The organism is Allopusillimonas ginsengisoli (genome assembly GCF_004153455.1).
Classification (GTDB): domain Bacteria; phylum Pseudomonadota; class Gammaproteobacteria; order Burkholderiales; family Burkholderiaceae_B; genus Allopusillimonas; species Allopusillimonas ginsengisoli.
This window is the reverse complement of sequence record NZ_SDQE01000008.1, coordinates 57644-77594: the sequence shown is the minus strand read 5'-3', so window position 1 is coordinate 77594 and position 19951 is coordinate 57644. Positions and strand designations below refer to the sequence as shown.

General features: G+C 60.0%; 17 protein-coding genes. 10 read left to right on the top strand and 7 right to left on the bottom strand.

Annotation, left to right across the window (positions count from 1 at the left end; translation table 11 throughout):
• Positions 1-164 precede the first annotated feature (164 nt).
• Positions 165-293, top strand: coding sequence for a hypothetical protein (locus tag ERE07_RS22180; RefSeq protein ID WP_257791477.1), 129 nt, complete (start codon positions 165-167; stop codon positions 291-293).
• 226 nt (positions 294-519) lie between these two features.
• Positions 520-1458 carry a glycosyltransferase family 2 protein gene (locus ERE07_RS14490; RefSeq protein WP_130009749.1) on the top strand — a complete coding sequence of 313 codons (939 nt, stop codon included), beginning with the start codon at positions 520-522 and terminating at the stop codon, positions 1456-1458.
• A 9-nt stretch (positions 1459-1467) separates the two neighbouring features.
• Here ERE07_RS14490 and ERE07_RS14485 read toward each other — a convergent pair whose 3' ends face one another.
• Positions 1468-1968: a hypothetical protein gene (locus tag ERE07_RS14485; RefSeq protein WP_130009748.1), complete on the bottom strand. Its 501-nt coding sequence runs from the start codon at positions 1966-1968 to the stop codon at positions 1468-1470.
• Positions 1969-3576: 1608 nt separating this feature from the next.
• Here ERE07_RS14485 and ettA point away from each other — a divergent pair.
• From ettA to ERE07_RS14470, 3 genes are all read left to right on the top strand, one after another.
• The gene (gene ettA, locus ERE07_RS14480) at positions 3577-5250 is read left to right on the top strand and encodes an energy-dependent translational throttle protein EttA (RefSeq protein WP_130009747.1); all 1674 of its coding nucleotides are present in this window, start codon (positions 3577-3579) and stop codon (positions 5248-5250) included.
• A 23-nt stretch (positions 5251-5273) separates the two neighbouring features.
• Positions 5274-5825, top strand: coding sequence for an isochorismatase family protein (locus ERE07_RS14475; protein ID WP_130009746.1), 552 nt, complete (start codon positions 5274-5276; stop codon positions 5823-5825).
• A gap of 141 nt (positions 5826-5966) precedes the next feature.
• Positions 5967-6194: a glycine zipper 2TM domain-containing protein gene (locus ERE07_RS14470; protein WP_130009745.1), complete on the top strand. Its 228-nt coding sequence runs from the start codon at positions 5967-5969 to the stop codon at positions 6192-6194.
• A 107-nt stretch (positions 6195-6301) separates the two neighbouring features.
• Here ERE07_RS14470 and minE read toward each other — a convergent pair whose 3' ends face one another.
• The 4 genes from minE to ERE07_RS14450 form a co-directional block, all read right to left on the bottom strand.
• Positions 6302-6568: a cell division topological specificity factor MinE gene (minE, locus tag ERE07_RS14465; protein WP_130009744.1), complete on the bottom strand. Its 267-nt coding sequence runs from the start codon at positions 6566-6568 to the stop codon at positions 6302-6304.
• 2 nt (positions 6569-6570) lie between these two features.
• Positions 6571-7386, bottom strand: coding sequence for a septum site-determining protein MinD (gene minD, locus ERE07_RS14460; protein WP_130009743.1), 816 nt, complete (start codon positions 7384-7386; stop codon positions 6571-6573).
• A 117-nt stretch (positions 7387-7503) separates the two neighbouring features.
• The gene (gene minC / locus ERE07_RS14455; protein WP_130009742.1) at positions 7504-8388 is read right to left on the bottom strand and encodes a septum site-determining protein MinC; all 885 of its coding nucleotides are present in this window, start codon (positions 8386-8388) and stop codon (positions 7504-7506) included.
• Positions 8389-8466: 78 nt separating this feature from the next.
• Complete coding sequence (locus ERE07_RS14450; protein ID WP_130009741.1) at positions 8467-10233, bottom strand: glutamine--tRNA ligase/YqeY domain fusion protein; 1767 nt, start codon at positions 10231-10233, stop codon at positions 8467-8469.
• A gap of 105 nt (positions 10234-10338) precedes the next feature.
• Between ERE07_RS14450 and ERE07_RS14445 the strand changes: the two genes are divergently transcribed.
• Both ERE07_RS14445 and ERE07_RS14440 read left to right on the top strand, forming a co-directional pair.
• Entirely contained in the window at positions 10339-11679 is a 1341-nt protein-coding gene (locus ERE07_RS14445; protein WP_130009740.1) for a cytochrome ubiquinol oxidase subunit I, read from the top strand.
• Positions 11676-12821, top strand: coding sequence for a cytochrome d ubiquinol oxidase subunit II (locus tag ERE07_RS14440; RefSeq protein ID WP_130009739.1), 1146 nt, complete (start codon positions 11676-11678; stop codon positions 12819-12821). The genes ERE07_RS14445 and ERE07_RS14440 overlap by 4 nt, the downstream gene beginning before the upstream one ends.
• 9 nt (positions 12822-12830) lie before the next feature.
• Here the strand turns inward: ERE07_RS14440 and ERE07_RS14435 are convergent, their stop codons facing one another.
• Both ERE07_RS14435 and ERE07_RS14430 read right to left on the bottom strand, forming a co-directional pair.
• Positions 12831-14231 (bottom strand): ATP-binding protein, encoded by a 1401-nt coding sequence (locus tag ERE07_RS14435; RefSeq protein WP_130009738.1) that lies wholly within the window; start codon positions 14229-14231, stop codon positions 12831-12833.
• 4 nt (positions 14232-14235) lie between these two features.
• Positions 14236-14937: a response regulator gene (locus ERE07_RS14430; RefSeq protein WP_130009737.1), complete on the bottom strand. Its 702-nt coding sequence runs from the start codon at positions 14935-14937 to the stop codon at positions 14236-14238.
• A gap of 110 nt (positions 14938-15047) precedes the next feature.
• On the opposite strand from ERE07_RS14430, the gene ERE07_RS14425 reads away from it, so the two are divergent.
• Genes ERE07_RS14425 through recQ form a run of 3 tightly spaced genes read left to right on the top strand, consistent with a single transcriptional unit; the run spans position 15048 to position 19918 of the window.
• Entirely contained in the window at positions 15048-16835 is a 1788-nt protein-coding gene (locus ERE07_RS14425; RefSeq protein WP_130009736.1) for a ClcB-like voltage-gated chloride channel protein, read from the top strand.
• 11 nt (positions 16836-16846) lie between these two features.
• Positions 16847-18094 carry a fimbria/pilus outer membrane usher protein gene (locus ERE07_RS14420; protein WP_130009735.1) on the top strand — a complete coding sequence of 416 codons (1248 nt, stop codon included), beginning with the start codon at positions 16847-16849 and terminating at the stop codon, positions 18092-18094.
• Positions 18095-18103: 9 nt separating this feature from the next.
• Positions 18104-19918 (top strand): DNA helicase RecQ, encoded by a 1815-nt coding sequence (gene recQ / locus ERE07_RS14415; protein WP_130009734.1) that lies wholly within the window; start codon positions 18104-18106, stop codon positions 19916-19918.
• The last annotated feature ends 33 nt before the right edge of the window (positions 19919-19951 follow it).

Sequence of the window (19951 nt, the reverse complement as noted above, 5' to 3'; positions counted from 1 at the left end):
AGCAGCGATTTTCCCTGGCTGCCGGCCCGCCATGCTTGGCCCAGGCTGGTGATTTCATTGGCTTTTTGTGTTTGTCCTGATTTTCAAGGTAGAATATTGGGTTCACTGAATATTTTACGGGCCTGCATGTTAGCTGGCCTGTCATGCACAGACCGGAGATCATCATGGCAGAAATCAAACGTACGCGTCGCAACACCCTTGAACGCCGTTGCCTGGGCAAGGCATTCAAGCGTCTTTTTGTTCGTTCCCCCAAGGGCGTATTCAAGATGCTCGAAAAGGTTAAGCGCGCCTGATATCGCAGCACGCAAACTGCCAGTCTCCGAACCAGGCAGGTATGTCAGACAACGGCGTGGCCATTGGCCATACGGGTTAACCCGGCGCAATTTGTATCCTGATGTAAGGTTGGCAAGAAATCCGCAGTAGTTGCTTCTGCGGATTTTTTTTGGCCTATGATCAAGCTGTGTATTGCCGATTGCTTGGCGTATCTTACTTATAACAAACAGAGACAAGAAAAGTCCTATGTCTGGCTGGCGTCATCTTTTTACTGTGGTTACGCCCACTTACAATCGGGCGCATACATTGGAACGAGTCTACCTTTCGCTGCGCGAACAATCCTATCAGGACTTCGAGTGGGTGATCGTAGACGATGGTTCAGTGGACAACACCCGTGCCATGGTGATGGGTTGGCAGCAAGAGGCCAGTTTTCCCATCCACTATATGTGGCAGCGCAATCAGCACAAGAAAACAGCATTCAACCGCGGCGTGCAGAAGGCCAGTGGCGAGTTGGTTGTGGCCCTGGACAGCGATGACAGCCTGGATGCCAATGCCTTGTACAGCATGGCCATGGCCTGGCGCGAAATTCCTCTGGATGAGCGTGATCGCTACGTTGCCATCACCGGGCTTTGCGCTCGGCCGGATGGACACATCGTGGGCGACATGTATCCCAGCGATGTATTCGATGCCACGTCGCTGGACATGACCTTTAAATATCATGTGCGTGGCGAAAAGTTCGGCTGTCTGCGCACGGATGTATTGCGGCAGTTTCCGTTCCCCGAAGAGATCGCCGGGTTTGTGCCGGAAAGCCTGGTTTGGCGTGCGATTGCGCGCGCAGGGTATTTGACTCGATTTGTGAATCAGGTGTTCAGGGTGTATTACGACAGCGAGGATTCCTTATCGGCCCAGGGGAAGGAAAGTCAGCAGCACGCATTGGGGCTGTGGCTGCTGGCGCGCGATACGGTGGTGGAGTGCTTGCCGTGGTTTCGCTACCGGCCACAGGCTTTTTTGATGGCAGCGGCACGGTACACGAGGTTTTCGCTGCATTTGCGCCATAGCAAGCAGGCTCGCCCAAAAGGGCGTGGACTCAAGGGCCTGGCGTCGTATGCATTGGTGGCAACGATGTGGCCGATTGGCGTGCTTCTGTATATGCGCGATCGTGCCAAGTCGCATGTTCAGGCCTAGCGCGGCTGTTTAGTGCAGGGTGGGCGGGCTGCTGGGCGAGCTGTCGTCATCGCGGCTGTCTTCGTCCTCGTCTTCGTCGCTGTCGTCTTCTGGGGTGAGGACATCGTCATTCATGACGAACGGCAGGATATCCTGCAGGTTTTCTGTGCAGGCGATTTCGTCGCCCGCCTGGTCTACCTTGATGAAACGCACGCCTTCCAGATCTGCCAGTTGCACTGCCCAAAGGTATTCGCAGGTATAGGTGTCGTCTTCTTTGACTTGCATGCCGCCGGTGTTACCCAGCAGGCGCGCGCCTTTGCCGCCGATCTGGACGGTGGTGTAGTCTGCGGGGTCGTCCTGGACGTCGAGCGGTACGGCAAAGATGACCCATTCGAAGCCTGTTTCGTCGGGGTCCATGACTTCTGCCAGCACGGGCTTGCCCATATATGCACTCAAGGCATCGGCGGTGCGGCCCAGGAGGTCGAGTTCGTCGGCGGTGAACACAAGGTTGGATTGGTTGGCGTCGGTCATTGGCTCGATAGGTGCAGTGGCAGGTGAGCTCTATTTTACGGGCGCGCCGGGGTGTTGGATAGCCGGTATGGGGTTTTCTTGCAACCGTCTTCCGGTAAACGCTCTGTGGGTCATGCGTTGTGTCTTGTTGTTCTCTGTGATGATCGGTCAAATGCTTTACGCGGCTTTGGCGCAGTCTGCAACGGCTTATTCGTGGGGCTCTCTTCGTCTGGGTTCGCTTGTTCAGGTGTGGCTTGGGTTCTTTTGACGGTCGGCCCGTCTCTTGCCCGCCTTCCGGCACAACTTCGCCGGTTCGGTGCTCATGTGCTGAACACCGCATCGGCGTGTTTGCTTGGGCCTTCTCTTCGTCTGGGTTCGCTTGTTCAGGTGTGGCTTGGGTTCTTTTGACGGTCGGCCCGTCTCTTGCCCGCCTTCCGGCACAACTTCGCCGGTTCGGCGCCCACGCGCCGAACACCGCATCGGCTCGCTCGTCCGGGCGCTTCGGCCCTTCCTTCGCCTCCGCCTCGCTCGGCTCAGATCGTGCCTGCAGGCGGGCAAGAGACGGGCCGCCCTGCACTGAGTTGTTTTGCACTGCCGCTGGGTCGGTCAGGGTGCTTGGCCTTTTTGCGCGATGGCTTGTCTGTGCCAAAGAGCTCTTGCGCTGGTGATCATGGGCCCCCCTATCAGGGCCCATGATCACGTCGGAGCCGTGGCTGGTGAGAGGCTTGTGTATTCCCTGCAAGCGGTGCCGGGGACTTGAACTTACACTCTTTATGCCTATGCCTATGCCTATGCCTATGCCTATGCCTGTGGCTAGTGTTTTCCTTGTTGATGGCGATTGGTATCACTCGCGCGCATACTTTGTCAGCGCCTCGTGTCACTGACGCGCCAGATGAGGAGTATAGGGGGCATCTTCGACGGGCAAGCTCCCTCCCTGCAGTGCGATCCTTTCTCTGCGTTGCATCCTGTCTCTGCGTTGCATCCCTTTCTCTGCGTTGCACCCTGTCCCTGCGTTGCACCCTTTCTCTGCTTTACACCCTTTCGCAAACTACTGCCCCGACGTGCTTGCCGGCCCTGATAGGGGGGCCGGCAAGCACAAGCGCAAGAGCTCTTTGGCACAGACAAGCCACCACGCAAAAAGGCCAAGCACCCTGACCGTGCCAGCGACGTGACGCATCAATTCAATGCAGGTCGGACAGTCCCTTGCCCGCGTGCAGGCACGATCTGAGCCGAGCGAGGCGGAGGCGAAGGAAGGGCCGAAGGGCCCGGACGAGCGAGCCGACGCGGTGTTCGGCGCGTGGGCGCCGAACCGGCGAAGTTGTGCCGGAAGGCGGGCAAGAGACGGGCCGACCGTCAAAAGAACCGAAGCCACACCTGAACAAGCGAGCCCAGACGAAGAGAAGGCCGAAGGCCCAAGCAAACACGCCGACGCGGTGTTCGGCGCATGGGCGCCGAACCGGCGAAGTTGTGCCGGAAGGTGGGCAAGGGACGGGCCGACCGTCAAAAGAACCCAAGCCGCACCTGAACAAGGGCGACCGCAAGCATACGCAGCGATGCCCAACGCGTGACACCCGATCCGGCCTACAATCAAGCGTTCACCCACCAACGCATAATTATTACCCGGTAGTCATGGCTCAATACGTATACACAATGAACCGCGTCGGCAAGATCGTCCCGCCCAAAAGGCAGATCCTGCGAGACATCTCACTGTCCTTCTTCCCTGGCGCCAAAATAGGCGTACTCGGCCTGAACGGTTCAGGCAAATCCACACTGCTCAAAATCATGGCTGGTGTCGATCGCGACATCGAAGGCGAAGCCATTCCCATGCCTGGCATCAAGATCGGCTATCTGCCGCAGGAACCCATTCTCAATGCCGAGCATACCGTCAGGGAATCCGTCGAAGAAGGGCTGGGCGAACTCTTTGGCGCCCGCAAGCGTCTTGAAGAAGTTTATGCCGCTTACTCCGAACCCGACGCAGACTTCGACCAGCTTGCCAACGAGCAAGCCGAGCTCGAGGCCATCATCGCCGCTGCCGCATCAAGCGGTGCCGACGACATCGATCACCAGATGGAAATCGCTGCCGACGCACTGCGTTTGCCGCCCTGGGACGCCATCGTCGGTAAACTGTCCGGTGGTGAGAAGCGCCGCGTCGCGCTCTGTCGCCTGCTGCTGTCCAAGCCCGACATGCTGCTGCTCGACGAGCCCACCAACCACCTTGACGCAGAAAGCGTGGAATGGCTTGAGCAATTCTTGCGGAAATTTCCGGGCACCGTCGTGGGCGTGACGCACGACCGTTACTTCCTGGACAATGCCGCTGAATGGATACTTGAGCTGGACCGCGGACACGGCATCCCCTGGAAAGGCAATTACAGTTCCTGGCTGGAACAAAAAGATGACCGTCTCAAACAGGAAGAGGCCACAGAGTCTGCCCGTCAGCGCACCATCAAGAAAGAGCTGGAATGGGTGCGTCAAAACCCCAAAGGCCGCCAGGCCAAGGCCAAGGCCCGCCTCGCGCGTTTCGAAGAGCTTTCCTCGCACGAATACCAGAAGCGCAACGAAACCCAGGAAATCTTCATACCTGTCGCCGAACGTCTGGGTAACGAGGTCATCGAGTTCGAGAACGTCAGCAAAGCTTACGGCGATCGCCTGCTTATCGACAACCTGAGTTTCAAAGTGCCTGCTGGCGCCATCGTCGGTATCATTGGCCCCAACGGTGCGGGTAAATCCACATTATTCCGCATGATTGCCGGTCAGGAACAGCCCGACTCGGGCAACGTGAATCTCGGACAGACCGTCAAACTTGCCTATGTCGATCAGTCACGCGAATCCCTGCCGGACGACAAAACCGTGTTCGATGCCATCTCGGATGGCGCCGATCTGCTGACCGTGGGTCGCTTTGAGATGGCATCGCGCGCCTATCTGGGCCGCTTTAACTTCAAGGGAGCAGATCAGAACAAGCAGGTTGGCAAGCTGTCGGGCGGCGAGCGTGGCCGTTTGCACTTGGCCAAGACGCTGATTGCCGGCGGTAACGTGCTGCTGCTGGACGAACCCTCCAACGATCTGGACGTCGAAACCTTGCGCGCGCTCGAAGACGCATTGCTGGAGTTTGCGGGCAGTGTCATGGTCATCAGCCATGATCGCTGGTTTCTGGATCGCATCGCAACGCATATTTTGGCGTTCGAAGGCGATTCACAGGTTGTATTCTTTGATGGCAACTATCAGGAATACGAAGAAGACAAGCGCCAGCGGCTGGGCGAAGAGGGCGCCAAGCCTCGTCGTCTGCGCTACAAGGCCCTGAAGTAAGCGAGCGCTGACAGGAGGTCTACATGCCTACGCCACTGACACTCAGTACGCACGATTCCATGGTTCTGCTGGTGGATATGCAGTCAGCGCTCCTGCCTGCAATACATGAATCGCAAGCCCTCTTGTCCCGCGCTTCCCGTTTGCTGCGTGCAGCACAGCTGCTTGGCGTGCCTGTGTTTGCCACCGAGCATTGTGCTGACAAGATCGGCGGCACCAGCCCCGAGCTCAAGCCGCTGGTGGACCATGTTATTCACAAAACACATTTCGATGCCACGCTGGAGCAGCACTTTCAGCCCCAACTGCCGACCGGCCGATCCCGAGTGTTGTTGATAGGCACAGAAGCCCATGTGTGCGTGTTACAAACTGGTCTGGGCCTGGCTCGTTTAGGCCTGCAGCCCGTGCTGGTGACTGACTGCATCGGTTCCCGCAAAGTGAGTGATCACCGGGCCGCCTGCCACCGTTGGGCAGATCGAGGTCTGGAGCGAATCAGCGCTGAAATGGCCATGTTCGAGTGGCTAGGGTCGCCGGCGCATCCTCAATTCAGAGAAGTGCTCGCACTGATCAAGGCGGGATAGATGCACAATCAGCCCGGCAAGCATGCCTGTGATTCAGATACAACTGTTGCCCTCGCTCACAAGGTGAGCGGGGATTTAATTGCGTCTTACCAGTCTAATCAGGTAACTTAATTTCATCCGCAACACCTAGGAGAAATAGATATGAAACTCGCCACTGCAGGCAAATTCGCTGCCATGGGTATTCTTGCCATGGCGATGGCAGGCTGCTCATCGTGGGATAACATGAGCCATCGTCAGAAAAGCACCGTCACCGGTGCGGGTCTCGGGGGTGTGGCAGGTGCCGTGGTAACCGGCGGCGGTGTCCTGGGTACCGTAGGCGGCGCTGCAATCGGCGGTGTCATTGGCGATCAGGTCGGCAAGAACCGTTAATACGCGGCGCCATCCACAGCAGGCTCAGGCCTGCTGACGATCAGCCACCGTATCAAGAAGCTGCCAGGCAATGTGAATAGGCCTGGCAGTTTTTTTGACGTGGCAGTTTATGCCTTGACCCCATCGGTCTGTGGCATTTCAATCTTGACTTCCAGGATTTCGAGTGAATCCTGGCGGTCGAGATTGACCTTGATATCGTCAGGGTTGATTTTCACATAACGCGAAATGACCTCGACCAGTTCTTTTTGCAGGCGTGGCAGGTAATCCGGCGTGACGCCATCGCCGCGTTCGTTGATGAGAATGAGCTGCAGACGATCACGTGCAACCGTAGCGGACGTTTTCTTCTGACCGCGGAAAAAAGACAGCAAGGACATATTTATTTCCCCCCGAACAGGCGCTTAAAGAGGCCCGGTTTTTCGTAGTCGACGAAGCGCAGGGGTTTTTCTTCGCCCAGATAGCGTGCAACCACATCCTGATACGCCAGGGCCACTTCGCTCTCGCGCAAGTGGATGGCGGGGATGCCCTGATTGGAAGCCTGCAGCACGGATTCGGATTCGGGGATGACCCCGATCAGCTTGATGCGCAGGATGTCTTCAATGTCTTTCAGGGAGAGCATTTCGCCCTCGGCGACGCGTTTTGCGTTGTAACGCGTCAGCAGCAAATGTTCCTGTATGGGATCGTCGCCTTTTTCTGCCCTGCGGGACTTGGCGGACAGGATGCCCAGAATGCGATCGGAATCGCGCACGGAAGAGACTTCAGGGTTGGTGACAACCAGCGCGTCGTCGGCAAAATAGGCGGCCATCAAGGCGCCGGTTTCGATGCCTGCCGGAGAGTCGCAGACGATATATTCGAAATCCATGGTGGCCAGATCATCGAGGACCTTGCCCACGCCTTCGCGCGTCAGTGCATCCTTGTCGCGTGTTTGCGAAGCGGGCAGGATGAAAAGATTCTCGAGCTGCTTATCCCGGATTAACGCCTGATTCAGTGAGGCCTCTCCCTGGATGACATTGACGAAGTCATATACAACGCGGCGTTCGCAACCCATGATGAGGTCCAGGTTGCGCAAACCGACGTCGAAATCGATGACCACGGTCTTGTGGCCGCGCATAGCAAGCCCGGAAGCAAAACTTGCGCTGGTGGTTGTCTTGCCCACCCCGCCTTTGCCGGAAGTCACCACAACAATTCGCGCCATGACGATAGGTATCCTTATTGGTTTTTCACAAAAATCACATAATCGTAATTCAAAACAGAGCCTGAATTACCCATGCTTGCACTAATTTAAAGTTTGCTGGCAAGAATAAAGAAACAGTTACTTGTCCAGCGGGTTGATCTTTAGCCTGTCTTCGTCCAGTTGAATAATGGCGGGGCGGTTGTGCAGAGACTCGTCCAGGCGAGTTTCTATGACCCGATAAACACCGGCGATGGCCAGTAATTCTGGATCCAGCTGCGTGGTGAAAATGCGTGCGCAGGTGTCGCCGCGCGCGCCCGCCATGGCCTTGCCCCGCAAGGGCCCGTAAACATGTATGTTACCGTCTGCGATGACTTCCGCACCCTGGCTGACCACGCCGATGACAATCAGATCGGTGTTGCGGGCGTAAATACGCTGGCCAGAACGCAATGGCCGGTTGATGACCATGGCGGCCGGCGCGATCTCTGGAAGCTGGCTGTCGGGAGAGGTTGCTGCTGCGGCAGTGGTTTGAGAACGCGTCGAGACAGCCTCGGACGCCCCGCGCTTGCCGCCGCCGGATTTCTTTGCCTTGCCCTGGTTTTCGGCCGGCGCCGCAGCGGTTGGCGCAGCTTCGCTGCGCGGCGGTGCGACGACCGGCATGTCTGATTCGGGCGCGGGCGTGGCCTTGGGCCGGGGCACGGGGTTGGCCAGATCGACAGAAGCCAGCCCTTGCGCAACGGCAGCGTCGAGATTCGCTCCTTCGGCGACAACGCCGACCGGGTGCAGGCGGTGTTGCTTCAGGGCCTGGATCAGCGTGGCCCAATCAATGACGGTATCCAGCTGGCTGGCATCCACAACCACCGGTTCGTTTTCAAAAAAGGCGCCCGCGTCGTTCATGCGCGTGTCCAGCGCATCAATCAGCGATCCTGTGTCATCGCTGTGCAGCACGACCCGCACTGCATACAGGGTGGCGCTCTTGAAATCAAGCGCGGCCGGATTTTTTCGGGATGAAGAGGAATCGTTCACTGCTAGTCTTACTCACGAAAATTGAGCGGACCGGGGTGTTCATGCCAACCCCGGCATTCTCTGTTTGCTGCCCAGGTGCTACGACTTCTGTGCCCAGGAATCCCTGAGCGTGACCGCGCGGTTGATCACAGGCTGTTCAGGCGTGGAGTCTTCGCGGTCTGCCACGAAATAGCCTAACCGTTCAAACTGCCATACCGTACCTGGCACCGCCTGCACACCTGGTTCAAGCCAGGCTTGCTGCACCCGACAAGAGTCTGGATTGAGCGCCTGCAGAAAATCCCTATCGCCTGCATCGGGATGCGGATCCATGAACAGGCGATCGTAGAGGCGCACCTCAGCGGAAACGGCATGCGCGGCGCTCACCCAGGTGATGTTGCCCTTGACCTTGACGGAATCCGCCCCTGGCGTGCCGCTCTTGGTGTCAGGCAGATATTCTGCATGGACTTCGGTGACATTACCATGTTCATCCTTGATGCAGCCGGTGCAGCGTACGATATAACCATACTTGAGCCGCACTGTGTTGCCCGGAAACAGCCGGAAATATTTCTTCGGCGGTTCCTCGCGAAAATCATCGCGCTCAATCCAGAGCTCGCGCGACAGCGGGAATTCGCGTGTGCCGGCTTGAGGGTCGTGCGGATTGCCTGGCGCATGGCAGAGCTCGGTCTGACCTTCAGGATAATTGGTGAGCACCAGTTTGATGGGATCGAGCACAGCGACGGCGCGGGGCGCGATCGGGTCCAGATCGTCGCGCAATGCTTGCTCCAGCAGGCTGTAGTCAATGCGAGAGTCGGATTTGGAGACGCCCAATCGCTCGCAGAAAAGACGGATGGACGAAGGGGTGTACCCCCGGCGGCGCAGGCCCGCCAGCGTCGGCATGCGCGGATCGTCCCACCCGCTGACACGGCCTTCACGCACCAGTTGCAGCAGTTTACGCTTGCTGGTGATGACATAGGTCAGGTTGAGCCGTGCGAATTCATGCTGCCGTGGCAGTGGATGCGCCAGTTGCCCCAGATCCGCCAGGTGATTGAGTATCCAGTCGTAGAAGGGGCGCTGGTCTTCGAATTCCAGCGTGCAGATACTGTGCGTAATGCCTTCCAGCGCGTCTTCGACAGGGTGAGCCCAGGAATACATGGGATAGATGCACCATGCGCTGCCAGTGCGATGATGAGGCACATGCCGGATGCGGTACAGCACCGGATCGCGCATATTCATGTTGGGCGAGCTCATGTCGATCTTGGCCCGCAGCGCCATGCTCCCGTCGGGATGCTGGCCGTCGCGCATCTCGCGCAGCAAACGCAGCGACTCGTCTGCGGGGCGGTCCCGCCAGGGCGAGTTACTGCCTTTTTCGGTGAGCGTGCCGCGGGTGGCGCGGATCTCGTCGGCAGTCTGTTCGTCTACATAGGCCAACCCCGCACTGATCAGCGCCTCGGCGAACTGATACATGAAGCCGAAGTAGTCGCTGGCAAAGTAACAGTTGTTTTCGTTGGCATAGTGCCAGTCAAAGCCCAGCCATTTCACCATGTCGATGATGGCGTGCACGTACTCATCTTCTTCTTTTTCGGGATTGGTGTCGTCGAAACGCAGATGGCAGGCGCCGCCATAGTCGCGCGCCAGGCCGAAATTCAGGCAGATGCTCTTGGCATGCCCGATGTGCAGGTAGCCATTGGGTTCTGGCGGAAAGCGCGTGCGGATGCGGGCGGTATCGGGTTCGCCCTGCGCCTGCACGGCTGCCGGGCCCGGCCGTCCAGCCCAGCGTTTGTCTGCGTAACGGCCCTGGGTCAGGTCGTTATCGATGATGGTGCGCAGGAAATTAGAGGCGGGCGCGGGGGGAGACGAAGAGGTCATACTTGGGAAAACGTTACAGGGGCAAAGTAAGCATTTTGCCACGTTCGCAAACTTTTGCTGCCACAGCGGGTTTACAAATGCCGATCTCGCTCTAAACTAGCGCCCATGACGCATACGACGCTGTGGTTATCGCAGATACAGTTTTATTCCAGTCTTGGCTTCATGGCGCTCTTTCTGATGATGGCGCTGGGCTTGGCCTGGATGCTTGCGTATTTCCGGATCCGGTCGCTTTTCGCGCCTGCGGGCACGTGGATGGCTGCCTATCGTTTCTGGGTGAGGGTGTTTGCCCTGGCGTTCTTCCTGGGATTTGCCTCGGGTTTGCCTGTGCTCATCCAGTTTGGCAGTCTTTGGCCAGCCCTGATGGGCAAAATCGGCGATGTCGCCGGTCCGTTGCTCGCGGCAGGCGTCACCTCAGTCTTTATTTTCAAGTCCTGCTTTCTGGGCGCCATGCTGTTCGGCGAGCGTCAGCTGTCCGACAAAGCACATGCCACGGTGGTCGTCATGGTCGCGGTCGGCGCGCAGGTCATGGTGTTCTGGCTGCTGGCGCTGGTCTCATGGATGCACGTGCCCATGGGCGCCGTCATGCAGGACGACCATTACCGGGTAAGCGATTGGATGGCTGTTATTTTCAATCCCGCGATGCCCTGGTATGTCGGCATGTTTACGGTGGGAGGGCTTTTGCTCGCTGCCTTTCTGGTCATGGGCGTTGTCGCAGCCCAGTCTCTGCGACATCCTTCCGAAGAATGCCAGCGGCTTGCCTTTCGCACCGCCGTCCGGCTCGCCTGCGTTTGCATTGTGTTGCAGGTGGCTTGCGTGGCGGGCTCAGGCCTGGTCAGCGCGCGCTATCAGCCCGCCAAGGCGGCGGCGACCACGGGCTATTGGGACAGCGGCCAGCAGCCGGATCTCGTGCTGCTGGCCTGGCCAGACGCGGCATCGGGTACCAATCGCGCGGCCTGGCTATGGCGGCATGCGGGTGGCCGGTGGCTGGGCAAGGACGAGCAGGGGGAATTGCGCGGGCTGGATCAGTTTTTGGGCATGGCCCCGCCGGTCGCCGCCACATTCTGGTCATTCCGCCTGGCTGTGCTGGCGGGCATGTTGATGGCCGCGACCGCCTGGCTTACGGGATGGCGGGCGCGGCGCCATGCCTATGATCCTGGCGCACTGTCGCGTGGATGGCGTCACCTGCTCACCGGCATGGCCTTCCTGGCCTGGGGCATGGTACTGGCCGGGGTCGCGCATCTTTTGCTGGGCGCCTATCCCTACGTCGTCAACGGCACGATTACCGTCGATGAAGTCACCGGCGCCACATCGGCAGGCGTTCTGACAGGTGGTCTGCTGGCGTTCGCGGCCCTTTATGTCCTGTTCGTCGGAGGCTTCCTTCAAACAGTCAGGCATATTGCCCGTTATGGGGTGGTGCCGGTCGCCCGGCGCAGGGGGCGCGCATGATCGATACGCTCGCCGGCGCGTTGGGTTTCGGGGTGCAGGATCCATCCTTCTGGATGCCGCTTGTTTTCATGGTCCTGCTTTTCGCGATTATTGTCGCCGCGGCGGTGCTGGATGGTTTCGATATCGGCGTGGGCTGCCTGGCGCTCTTTGCGCCGGCCCATCTTCGGCCCCGCATGCTGGGACTGCTCAGTCCCTGGCGCGATGCCAACGAGTTCTGGCTGTTTCTCGGGCTGGGGCTGCTGCTTGCGGCGTTTCCCGGCGCCTGGGGCGCCATCATGGGGCAGCTTTACTTGCCGCTGACACTACTTGGCCTGGGAGTGTTGCTGCGTTCGATCTCCTTCGAAATGCGGTTGCGCTCCCCTCACCCTCAGCAAAGCCGGTGGCTCGCGGGCTTTGCGGCGGGGTCCCTGCTGACGGCGTTGTCCCATGGCCTCCTGCTTGCGCAGATCGTGGTGTCCTACCGTACAGCGTCTGGGTATTTGTGGTTTTCGGCGTTCATTGGCCTGTGCACTTTCGCCGCGTACTGCCTGCTTGGGTCGGCCTGGCTCATGATGCGTGTGGGCGGCGAGCTGCGGGCGCGGTCGGTAATGTGGGGCCGTCGGGCCGTGCGCTGGACCGCCGCCGGCGCGGTCGGTGTCACGGTCGTGCTGGCCTTCGCCAATGGCGGCATTTTCCTCAAATGGAGTGATGGCGCTTACCCGGCTGTGGTCCCCATCCTGTGGGGCGTGCTGCTGATCTGTTTCGTGTCTACCGAGATGTGCCTGCAGCGCATGATACATAGCAGCTATCGCAATACCGCATTGCCCTTTGTCATGACCTTGCTGGTTTTCCTGATTGTGCTGGGGGGCCTGGGCTACAGCTTCTTCCCCTATCTGGTGCTGGACGACATCACCCTGTGGGATGCGGCGGCGTCAGTGCCCTCCCTGAGGTTGGTGCTGTCCTGCGTAGTTGTGGCCATGCCTGTTGCACTGATCTTTAATCTGCGCGTTTACTGGCGTATGTTCGGCTTGTCCCGGCCACCGGAACCGCCGGATTTCCAGGGCAAGACAACCAAGGCTGTTTTGCTGTCCGCACCGCGCGCGGCGTCCGGCGTGCCACCCACGCAGGCGGAGGGCAAGCCGGGCCCGGACGCATTGCGATAGTGACAGAGATCAGCTTGGCTGGTCGGGCAGTGGCAGGGTAATACGGACCTCAAGCCCGCCGGATTTTGCTTCGCCCAGTTCCAGCGTGCCATGATGCGCGCCGACGATGGCCTCCGCCAGGGCGAGCCCCAGGCCCACTGATCCGGTGCGTGTCCGCGCATCGTCCAGGCGTGAGAACGGCCTGAGCGCTTCGGTTCTGCGCTGCGCGCTGATGCCGGTGCCGTGATCGGAGACGGTAATCAAGGCGTGGGCCTCCCGGATGCCGAGCGCGATTTCCACCGGCGGTGCGCCGTGATTGAGGGCATTGGTGATGAGATTGTCCAGCAGACGGCCCAGGGCAGCGCGGTCTGCCTGCATGCTCAGCGGCTGACGCACATTGCGCACCAGCTTCACGGGGCTGCCGGCGCTTTCCCAGGCCAGTACTTGCTCTTCCAGCCATGTGTTCAGCACAAGGGGCGCAAACTTGTATGAACCAGGATCCGAGCCGCGCACAAACCCGATAAACTGGTCTACCATGCGCTGCATATCCTGAAGGTCTTTGCGCATGCCTTCCTTGAGTGTCGCGTCATTGGTCATTTCGATGCGCAGCCACATCCGCGATAACGGGCCTTTGAGATCGTGCGGCAAGCCAGCCAGCAGCGTACGCTGCACTTCACTGGTCTGGGCCAGGGTGTCCAGCATGGCATTGAATCGTTCTCCCAGCACGCGTGTTTCGCGCGGGCCCGATGGCGTTACGCGGGCCGGCTGCCCTGCGGCATACTGATCGGCGGCTTTGGCCAAGCGCGTCAGCGGGCGCGTGATATGCCAGGAAAATGCGGCCGACAGCAGCAGCAACAAGCCCATGCCCGTCAGCCACACCACAATGACAGGGGTGGACACGGGTGGCGCAATGCGATCCAGCGGGATCACCAGCCATTCGCGGCTATATTCGGCCTCCTGCAGGTTGGCATCAGGCAGCAGCGAAATATACAGGCGCGGTGTCGGCCCCCGCGACAGTGCGACACGGGTATCGTCGTTCAGCCGCCGGTTCAGCGCGTTGATGAAGCCGCGCAGGTTGTCCCGGATGTCGTTGGCTGGCGCGGGCGGCTCAGGGTGGCGATGACGGGGCGGCGGCCCTCGGCGGCCTTCGACGCTGGCGTCCGATGGCAGGCTGCGCGACCAGAGCCGCCACTGGTTTTGCGAAGCGCGTTGCACGAAATCGGCGCGCTCGCCGCTGGGGATCTCAGCCAGCGATGCGCGCAAGGTTCGAATCGTGGTCGCCGTCATCTCCACGGCAACTTCTTCGGTGAACTTCTTGCGATAATAGGCGACCGTGGCAAAGGTGGCTGCCTGCACCAGCAGTATCGTCGCCAGGGTCAGCAGCACCATGCGGGCATGCAGGGAGCGGGGCAACAGCGCACGCAGTTTCATGGTGTCAGGGCGAGAAGCGGTAGCCGACACCCCACACGGTCTGGATCCAGCGCGGCTGTTTTGGATCGTCTTCGATGGCCCGCCGCAGTCGAAGGATGGCGATGTCGATGGCACGGTCATTGCGTTCGCCTTCGTCGTCGTCCCGCGCCAGGGCCAGCAGGCGGTCACGTGACAAAGGCTTGCCTGGGTTGCCGACCAGCGCCTCGAGCAGATTGACCTCGCCGCCCGTCAGTTTGATGATTTCTTCGCCCCTGGACAACTGGCGTGTGGCAGGGTCAAAGACAAACGGCCCAAATGCCACCGGTTTGTCCTTGTTGAGGGCCGACGCGCCCTTTTTGCGACGAAGCACAGCTTCGATACGCGCCAGCAGCTCGCGCGGGTCGAAGGGCTTGCCCAGGTAGTCGTCGGCGCCGGCTTCCAGGCCAATGACGCGGTCGACGGTTTCGTCGCGCGCGGTCAGTAAAATGACGGGGATGTCCTCGCCTTGCTGGCGCAGCTTGCGGCAGGCTTCCGCGCCGTCGCCATCCGGCATCATGCGGTCCAGCACGATGAGATCCGGCGAATACCGCTGTATGCGTTCCGGCAGGTCGCTGGCGTCTGGCGCCAGCAACGTGTCATAGTTGTGGCGGTTCAGGTAATCTGCCAGAAGCTGACGCAAGGCAGGGTCATCGTCGACGACCAACACTTTTACAAGGGAGTTTTCCATATGTTGCAAGTGTGCCCCGGGACCACTGCGCTGCGCAAGCGCATGGAAATCAATTGAAATAGATACACCGCTTGCGGTATGGTTTGCGACTCTTTTCCTATGGACCCTTTATGATCCGCAACAGTGTGCAGTCCATGCGCCGGCAGTTGGCTGGCTATTCCTGGCTGTCCGATCTGCCCGCCATGCTGTGCTGGGCCGCGCTGGTGGGCGTGCTGGGGGCGTTGTCCACCATAGCCTTCCACGAAGGCATGCGCTTGCTCCAATCGCTGGCCACTGGGCAAAGCGGTTCCATCGTCGGGGTCACCAAGAGCCTGCCCTGGTATGGGCGCCTGCTGTTTCCCGCAGTGGGCGGCGTTATCGCGGGCATATTGCTGTGGGCGGCGGCGCGGGTCAGCGGGAGCGCCAATTCAGACTACATGGAAGCGGTGGCCATCGGCGACGGTCGCCTTTCCATCCGGCAAGGTCTGTTACGTTCCCTGTCCTCCCTGTTTACCGTGGTGTCCGGCGGCTCTATAGGGCGAGAGGGCGCGATGGTGCATTTGGCCTCGCTCAGCGCCTCCACCATTGGGCGTTTCACGTATTTCAGCACCTCGCGGCTGCGCTTGCTGGTGGCCTGCGGTGCGGCGGCAGGGGTCGCTTCGGCCTATGGCGCGCCGATAGCGGGCGCTTTATTCGTTGCCGAGATTGTGGTGGGCACCATGACCATGCAGTCCTTTGGGCCGCTCATGGTGGCCGCAGCCACCGCCAATATCGTCATGCGTACCACGGGGCATTATCAAACCACCTACGCCATGCAGGATATGCCGCAAATCCCAGGGGTCGAAGTCCTGCCTTTTATCTTTCTCGGCCTGTTGTCGGGGTTGTGCGCGCCGCTGTTCCTCAAGTTTCTGGATCTGGTCAAACGGCAGTTTGGCCGCACGAATCTGCCGTTGCCGTTGCGTCTTGGTCTGGGCGGGCTGCTGGTGGGCTGCCTGCTGATCTTCATGCCACAGGTTGCAGGAAACGGCTACAGCGTCGTGCACGCCTTCCTGCACACCTCCTGGACATGGTACGCGGTGACGATCGTGCTCATCTGCAAGATTCTTGCCACCGCGCTGACGGTCGGCTCCGGTGCGGTGGGAGGGGTGTTCACACCTGCGCTCTTTGTCGGCGGCGCCATGGGCACGCTGTTCGGTATGGGCATGGCCGTGATCTGGCCGGCAACGCAGGTGCCAATCTACATGTACACCCTCGTGGGCATGGGCAGTTTTCTCGGGGCCGCGACCAGCGCCCCACTGATGGCCATATTGATGATTTTCGAGATGACCCTCAGTTACCAAATCGTGCTGCCGCTGATGTTGGCGGGCGTCATTGCCTATTTTGTGTCCAGAGCGGTGGCCGAAGTCGCCATGTACGATGTCACTGTGGCGCGCGAGCGCGATCAGGTTTTGCGTCAGCGGCTGCGCAGCACGATCATCAGCGACCTGGTGCGCCCCGCCGATACGGTTGTCCAGGCGACTGCGCCGCTAAGCGACGCGGTGCAGTTGTTCCTGGAATATCCTGTTCGTTATATCTATGTTGTCGATGATGACAATGTGTTCCAGGGCGTCATTGCACAGCAGGACCTTACCAGTTTATTGTTGAGCCAGGGCGATCTCGAGCAGAAGAGCGCTGGCGATGTGATTCGCCGCGATTTTGTCAAAACCCTGTATGCCGATATGTCGCTCGACCAGGCGCAGGATTATTTCGTCCAGTTCCGTGGCGAGCGCTTGCCCGTCGTCAGCCGTGATGAGCAGCCTGTGTTGCTGGGGGTTGTCTACAAGTCGGCAGTGCTCGAAAAATACAGTGCGCTCAAACGGTCTCTGGATGCCAGTGCCGAGGCCATGCTTGATTTTGTTGCTGGGCGCCGGCGGCGGTAAGGATGTTTGTTGTGTATCGTTTGTTAACCACTATTGTTGCCTTGGGCGTGGCGGCAGGCTGGGGTTCGGCGTCTGCCCAGCGGATGCCGGACAGCCGCCCATCGATCAGCGCGTCTGGCTACAGGGCTGATCCTGCCTGGCGAGGGTGGGGCACCGCCCACGCTTATCCGGTGCGGGAAGACGGGCCGGTGGTGGTCACCCCTCTGCCCGCGCCGCCGGCCGAGGTCGGGTCGGCGTCCGACGATCTCATCGAAGACGCACTGGCGCAGGATCCGGTTTCCTATGGCGCCATTTTGCCCGGGCTTCCCTTGCCCGGCGCAGCGTCGACAGACGACGTCCAGGACGGCGGTTTTTCCCCACCCTATATCCCGGACCGTTACACGTGGGATTACATTCACACCTCGTCCTGGCCTTCAGGCGGGGTTTCCAGTGCCTCTCCGGGTTTGCGCGGCGCGCCCGATCTGCGGCAGGTGGGGCTGGGCCATGCTGTCTCGAATCTGCCCTGGAGCGTGGGCGCCAGCAGCTGGGTGTTCAAGGGAGATATCGGTCCCAGGATTTCCGTGGGCAGCCAAGAGGTGGGCAAGCCCGATTGGGCTCGCAACGCCAAGCTGGCCGGCATCAACGTTGCAGATACCAATGCTTCAGGAAACGCTGCAGAAGATACCTGGAATTATTCTTTTGCGTTGGGTGCCATTGACAACACGCCCACAGCAACCGACGGTGATCTCGCTTATGGATCGGGGGCGGGCTATGCATCGCTCAGCTATGGGCTGAGTCCTGCGCTGACGCTGGAATCCCAGGTAGAGCTGGCGCCCTCATTAGTGTCAACAGGCCTGGGTGGCGAAATCCAGACAGACTGGGGCGCCTGGCGTGCAGGCGTAGCGCGCGCCAGCGGCAGCCTGTACAAAGGGTGGCGATATCAGGCGGCCTATACGGTCGATTTGCTTGAAAACATCCAGCTCACATGGCTTAACGAGGCTTCCACAGAAGGATTCACCGACTTGAGCACCTACGACACCGGCCCTTCGCGTGGCGCCAATCGGCAAAAGTGGTCGGCCACCATCCCCACGTCAGGTTGGGGCGATCTCAGCGGCAGCTACGAGAGCCTCAGACCCTCCTCGGGGGACCCCCGGCACAGTTTCGGCCTCACGCAGCAGTTCTGGTACAGCCCCAATTTGCAGATTGGGCTCAGTGCCAAGCGCGAGACGGTGACGGGGGACTATGATGTAGGCATTCGATTCTCCGTACCGGTATTCTGACTTTCTGGCATGACCCTATCTTCTCTGGAAACCCTGCAGCGTGTTTTTGGCTACGAATCCTTCCGTGGCGACCAGCAAGCGATTATTGAACATGTAGTGTCTGGCGGGGATGCCCTGGTGCTCATGCCCACGGGCGGCGGCAAATCGCTTTGCTATCAGATTCCGGCGCTTGTCCGGCCTGGCACAGGCATCGTGATCTCTCCGCTGATCGCGCTGATGCAGGATCAGGTCGATGCGCTGCAGGAACTGGGTGTGCGTGCCGCCTATCTCAATTCTTCGCAGGACTGGCGCGAGGCGCGCGAGGTCGAGCAGGCATTCCAGGCTGGTGAACTTGATTTGCTGTATGTGGCACCAGAACGTTTGCTGACGGAGCGATGCCTGGATCTGCTGTCGCGGGGCCATATTGCGTTGTTTGCGATCGACGAAGCGCACTGCGTATCGCAATGGGGGCATGATTTTCGTCCCGAGTACCTGGGTTTGTCCCTGCTTCACGAGCGCTGGCCGCAGGTGCCCCGCCTGGCACTGACCGCCACGGCCACATCGGCAACCCGGCGCGAGATCGCAGAGCGCCTCAAGCTCGATGATGCACCGCATTTTGTCGCCAGCTTTGACCGGCCCAATATCCGCTATCGCATCATCGAAAAAAACGAGGTGCGCAAGCAATTGCTGGCGTTCATTCAGGCGGAGCATGCGGGCGACTGTGGCATCATCTACTGCCTGTCGCGCGCCCGGGTCGAAGAAACGGCCAGTTATTTGTGTGACCATGGCATTGCGGCGCTCCCCTACCACGCGGGCCTGAATGCTTCTGTGCGCGCTGCCAACCAATCGCGCTTTCTGCGCGAAGAGGGCATGGTGATGGTTGCCACCATCGCCTTTGGCATGGGAGTCAACAAGCCCGACGTCCGTTTTGTGGCGCATATCGACCTGCCCAAATCAGTCGAGGGCTATTATCAGGAAACCGGGCGCGCAGGACGCGACGGCTTGCCCGCAACCGCATGGCTGGCCTACGGCCTGCAAGATGTCGTGCAGCAGCGCCGCATGATCGACCAGTCCGAGGGCGACGAAGTTTTCCGCAGGCGTCTGGGCGCGCAACTGGATGCCATGCTGGGCCTGTGCGAAACCGTATCGTGCCGGCGGCAACGCCTCCTGGCATACTTCGACCAGACCATACAGCCTTGCGGGAACTGCGACACCTGTCTGGAGCCGCCACAGGCCTGGGACGGTACCATTGCAGCGCAAAAAATATTGTCGGCGGTTTACCGATTATGGCGAGAGCGCGGGCAGCGTTTTGGCGCCGGGCATCTCATTGATATCCTGCGTGGCAAGCTCACGGATCGCATCAAGGAGTACGGCCACGATACCCTGTCTGTCTTCGGCATCGGCGCCGATCTATCCGAAAACGCGTGGCGCAGTGTATTGCGCCAATTGCTGGCGCAAAGCCTGTTGGCCGTGGATCACGACGGGTACGGCACCTTGGCCCTCACAGAGCGTAGCCGTGGTGTCCTGAAGGGCGAACACACGCTGATGTTCCGGCGCGAACCCGAAAAAAAATCACGCAGCCGTTCAGCCTCCACGCGCAGCAAAGAGGCGGTCATTGCCCTGCCGGAGGCCGCGCAGGCTCGTTTTGAAACCCTGCGGGCCTGGCGTGCCGAGGTGGCGCGCAGCCATGGCGTTCCCGCTTATGTGATTTTCCATGATGCAACCTTGCGTGAAATCGCCTTGAGCTGCCCGCAATCTCTGGACGACCTGGGCGGCATCAGTGGCGTAGGCGTGCGCAAGCGCGAGGCGTACGGAGAAGCCTTGCTGCAGTGTGTGCACGGCTGAAGCCGGCCAGTGGCCGCCGGGCCTGTACGGATT

What these genes read in the sequence shown, in the direction of transcription:
- ERE07_RS22180 (WP_257791477.1), top strand. Translation starts at nt 165, where the DNA reads ATGGCAGAAATCAAACGTACGCGTCGCAACACCCTTGAACGCCGTTGC.
- ERE07_RS14490 (WP_130009749.1), top strand. Translation starts at nt 520, where the DNA reads ATGTCTGGCTGGCGTCATCTTTTTACTGTGGTTACGCCCACTTACAAT.
- ERE07_RS14485 (WP_130009748.1), bottom strand. Translation starts at nt 1,968, where the DNA reads ATGACCGACGCCAACCAATCCAACCTTGTGTTCACCGCCGACGAACTC.
- ettA (WP_130009747.1), top strand. Translation starts at nt 3,577, where the DNA reads ATGGCTCAATACGTATACACAATGAACCGCGTCGGCAAGATCGTCCCG.
- ERE07_RS14475 (WP_130009746.1), top strand. Translation starts at nt 5,274, where the DNA reads ATGCCTACGCCACTGACACTCAGTACGCACGATTCCATGGTTCTGCTG.
- ERE07_RS14470 (WP_130009745.1), top strand. Translation starts at nt 5,967, where the DNA reads ATGAAACTCGCCACTGCAGGCAAATTCGCTGCCATGGGTATTCTTGCC.
- minE (WP_130009744.1), bottom strand. Translation starts at nt 6,568, where the DNA reads ATGTCCTTGCTGTCTTTTTTCCGCGGTCAGAAGAAAACGTCCGCTACG.
- minD (WP_130009743.1), bottom strand. Translation starts at nt 7,386, where the DNA reads ATGGCGCGAATTGTTGTGGTGACTTCCGGCAAAGGCGGGGTGGGCAAG.
- ERE07_RS14450 (WP_130009741.1), bottom strand. Translation starts at nt 10,233, where the DNA reads ATGACCTCTTCGTCTCCCCCCGCGCCCGCCTCTAATTTCCTGCGCACC.
- ERE07_RS14445 (WP_130009740.1), top strand. Translation starts at nt 10,339, where the DNA reads ATGACGCATACGACGCTGTGGTTATCGCAGATACAGTTTTATTCCAGT.
- ERE07_RS14440 (WP_130009739.1), top strand. Translation starts at nt 11,676, where the DNA reads ATGATCGATACGCTCGCCGGCGCGTTGGGTTTCGGGGTGCAGGATCCA.
- ERE07_RS14435 (WP_130009738.1), bottom strand. Translation starts at nt 14,231, where the DNA reads ATGAAACTGCGTGCGCTGTTGCCCCGCTCCCTGCATGCCCGCATGGTG.
- ERE07_RS14430 (WP_130009737.1), bottom strand. Translation starts at nt 14,937, where the DNA reads ATGGAAAACTCCCTTGTAAAAGTGTTGGTCGTCGACGATGACCCTGCC.
- ERE07_RS14425 (WP_130009736.1), top strand. Translation starts at nt 15,048, where the DNA reads ATGATCCGCAACAGTGTGCAGTCCATGCGCCGGCAGTTGGCTGGCTAT.
- recQ (WP_130009734.1), top strand. Translation starts at nt 18,104, where the DNA reads ATGACCCTATCTTCTCTGGAAACCCTGCAGCGTGTTTTTGGCTACGAA.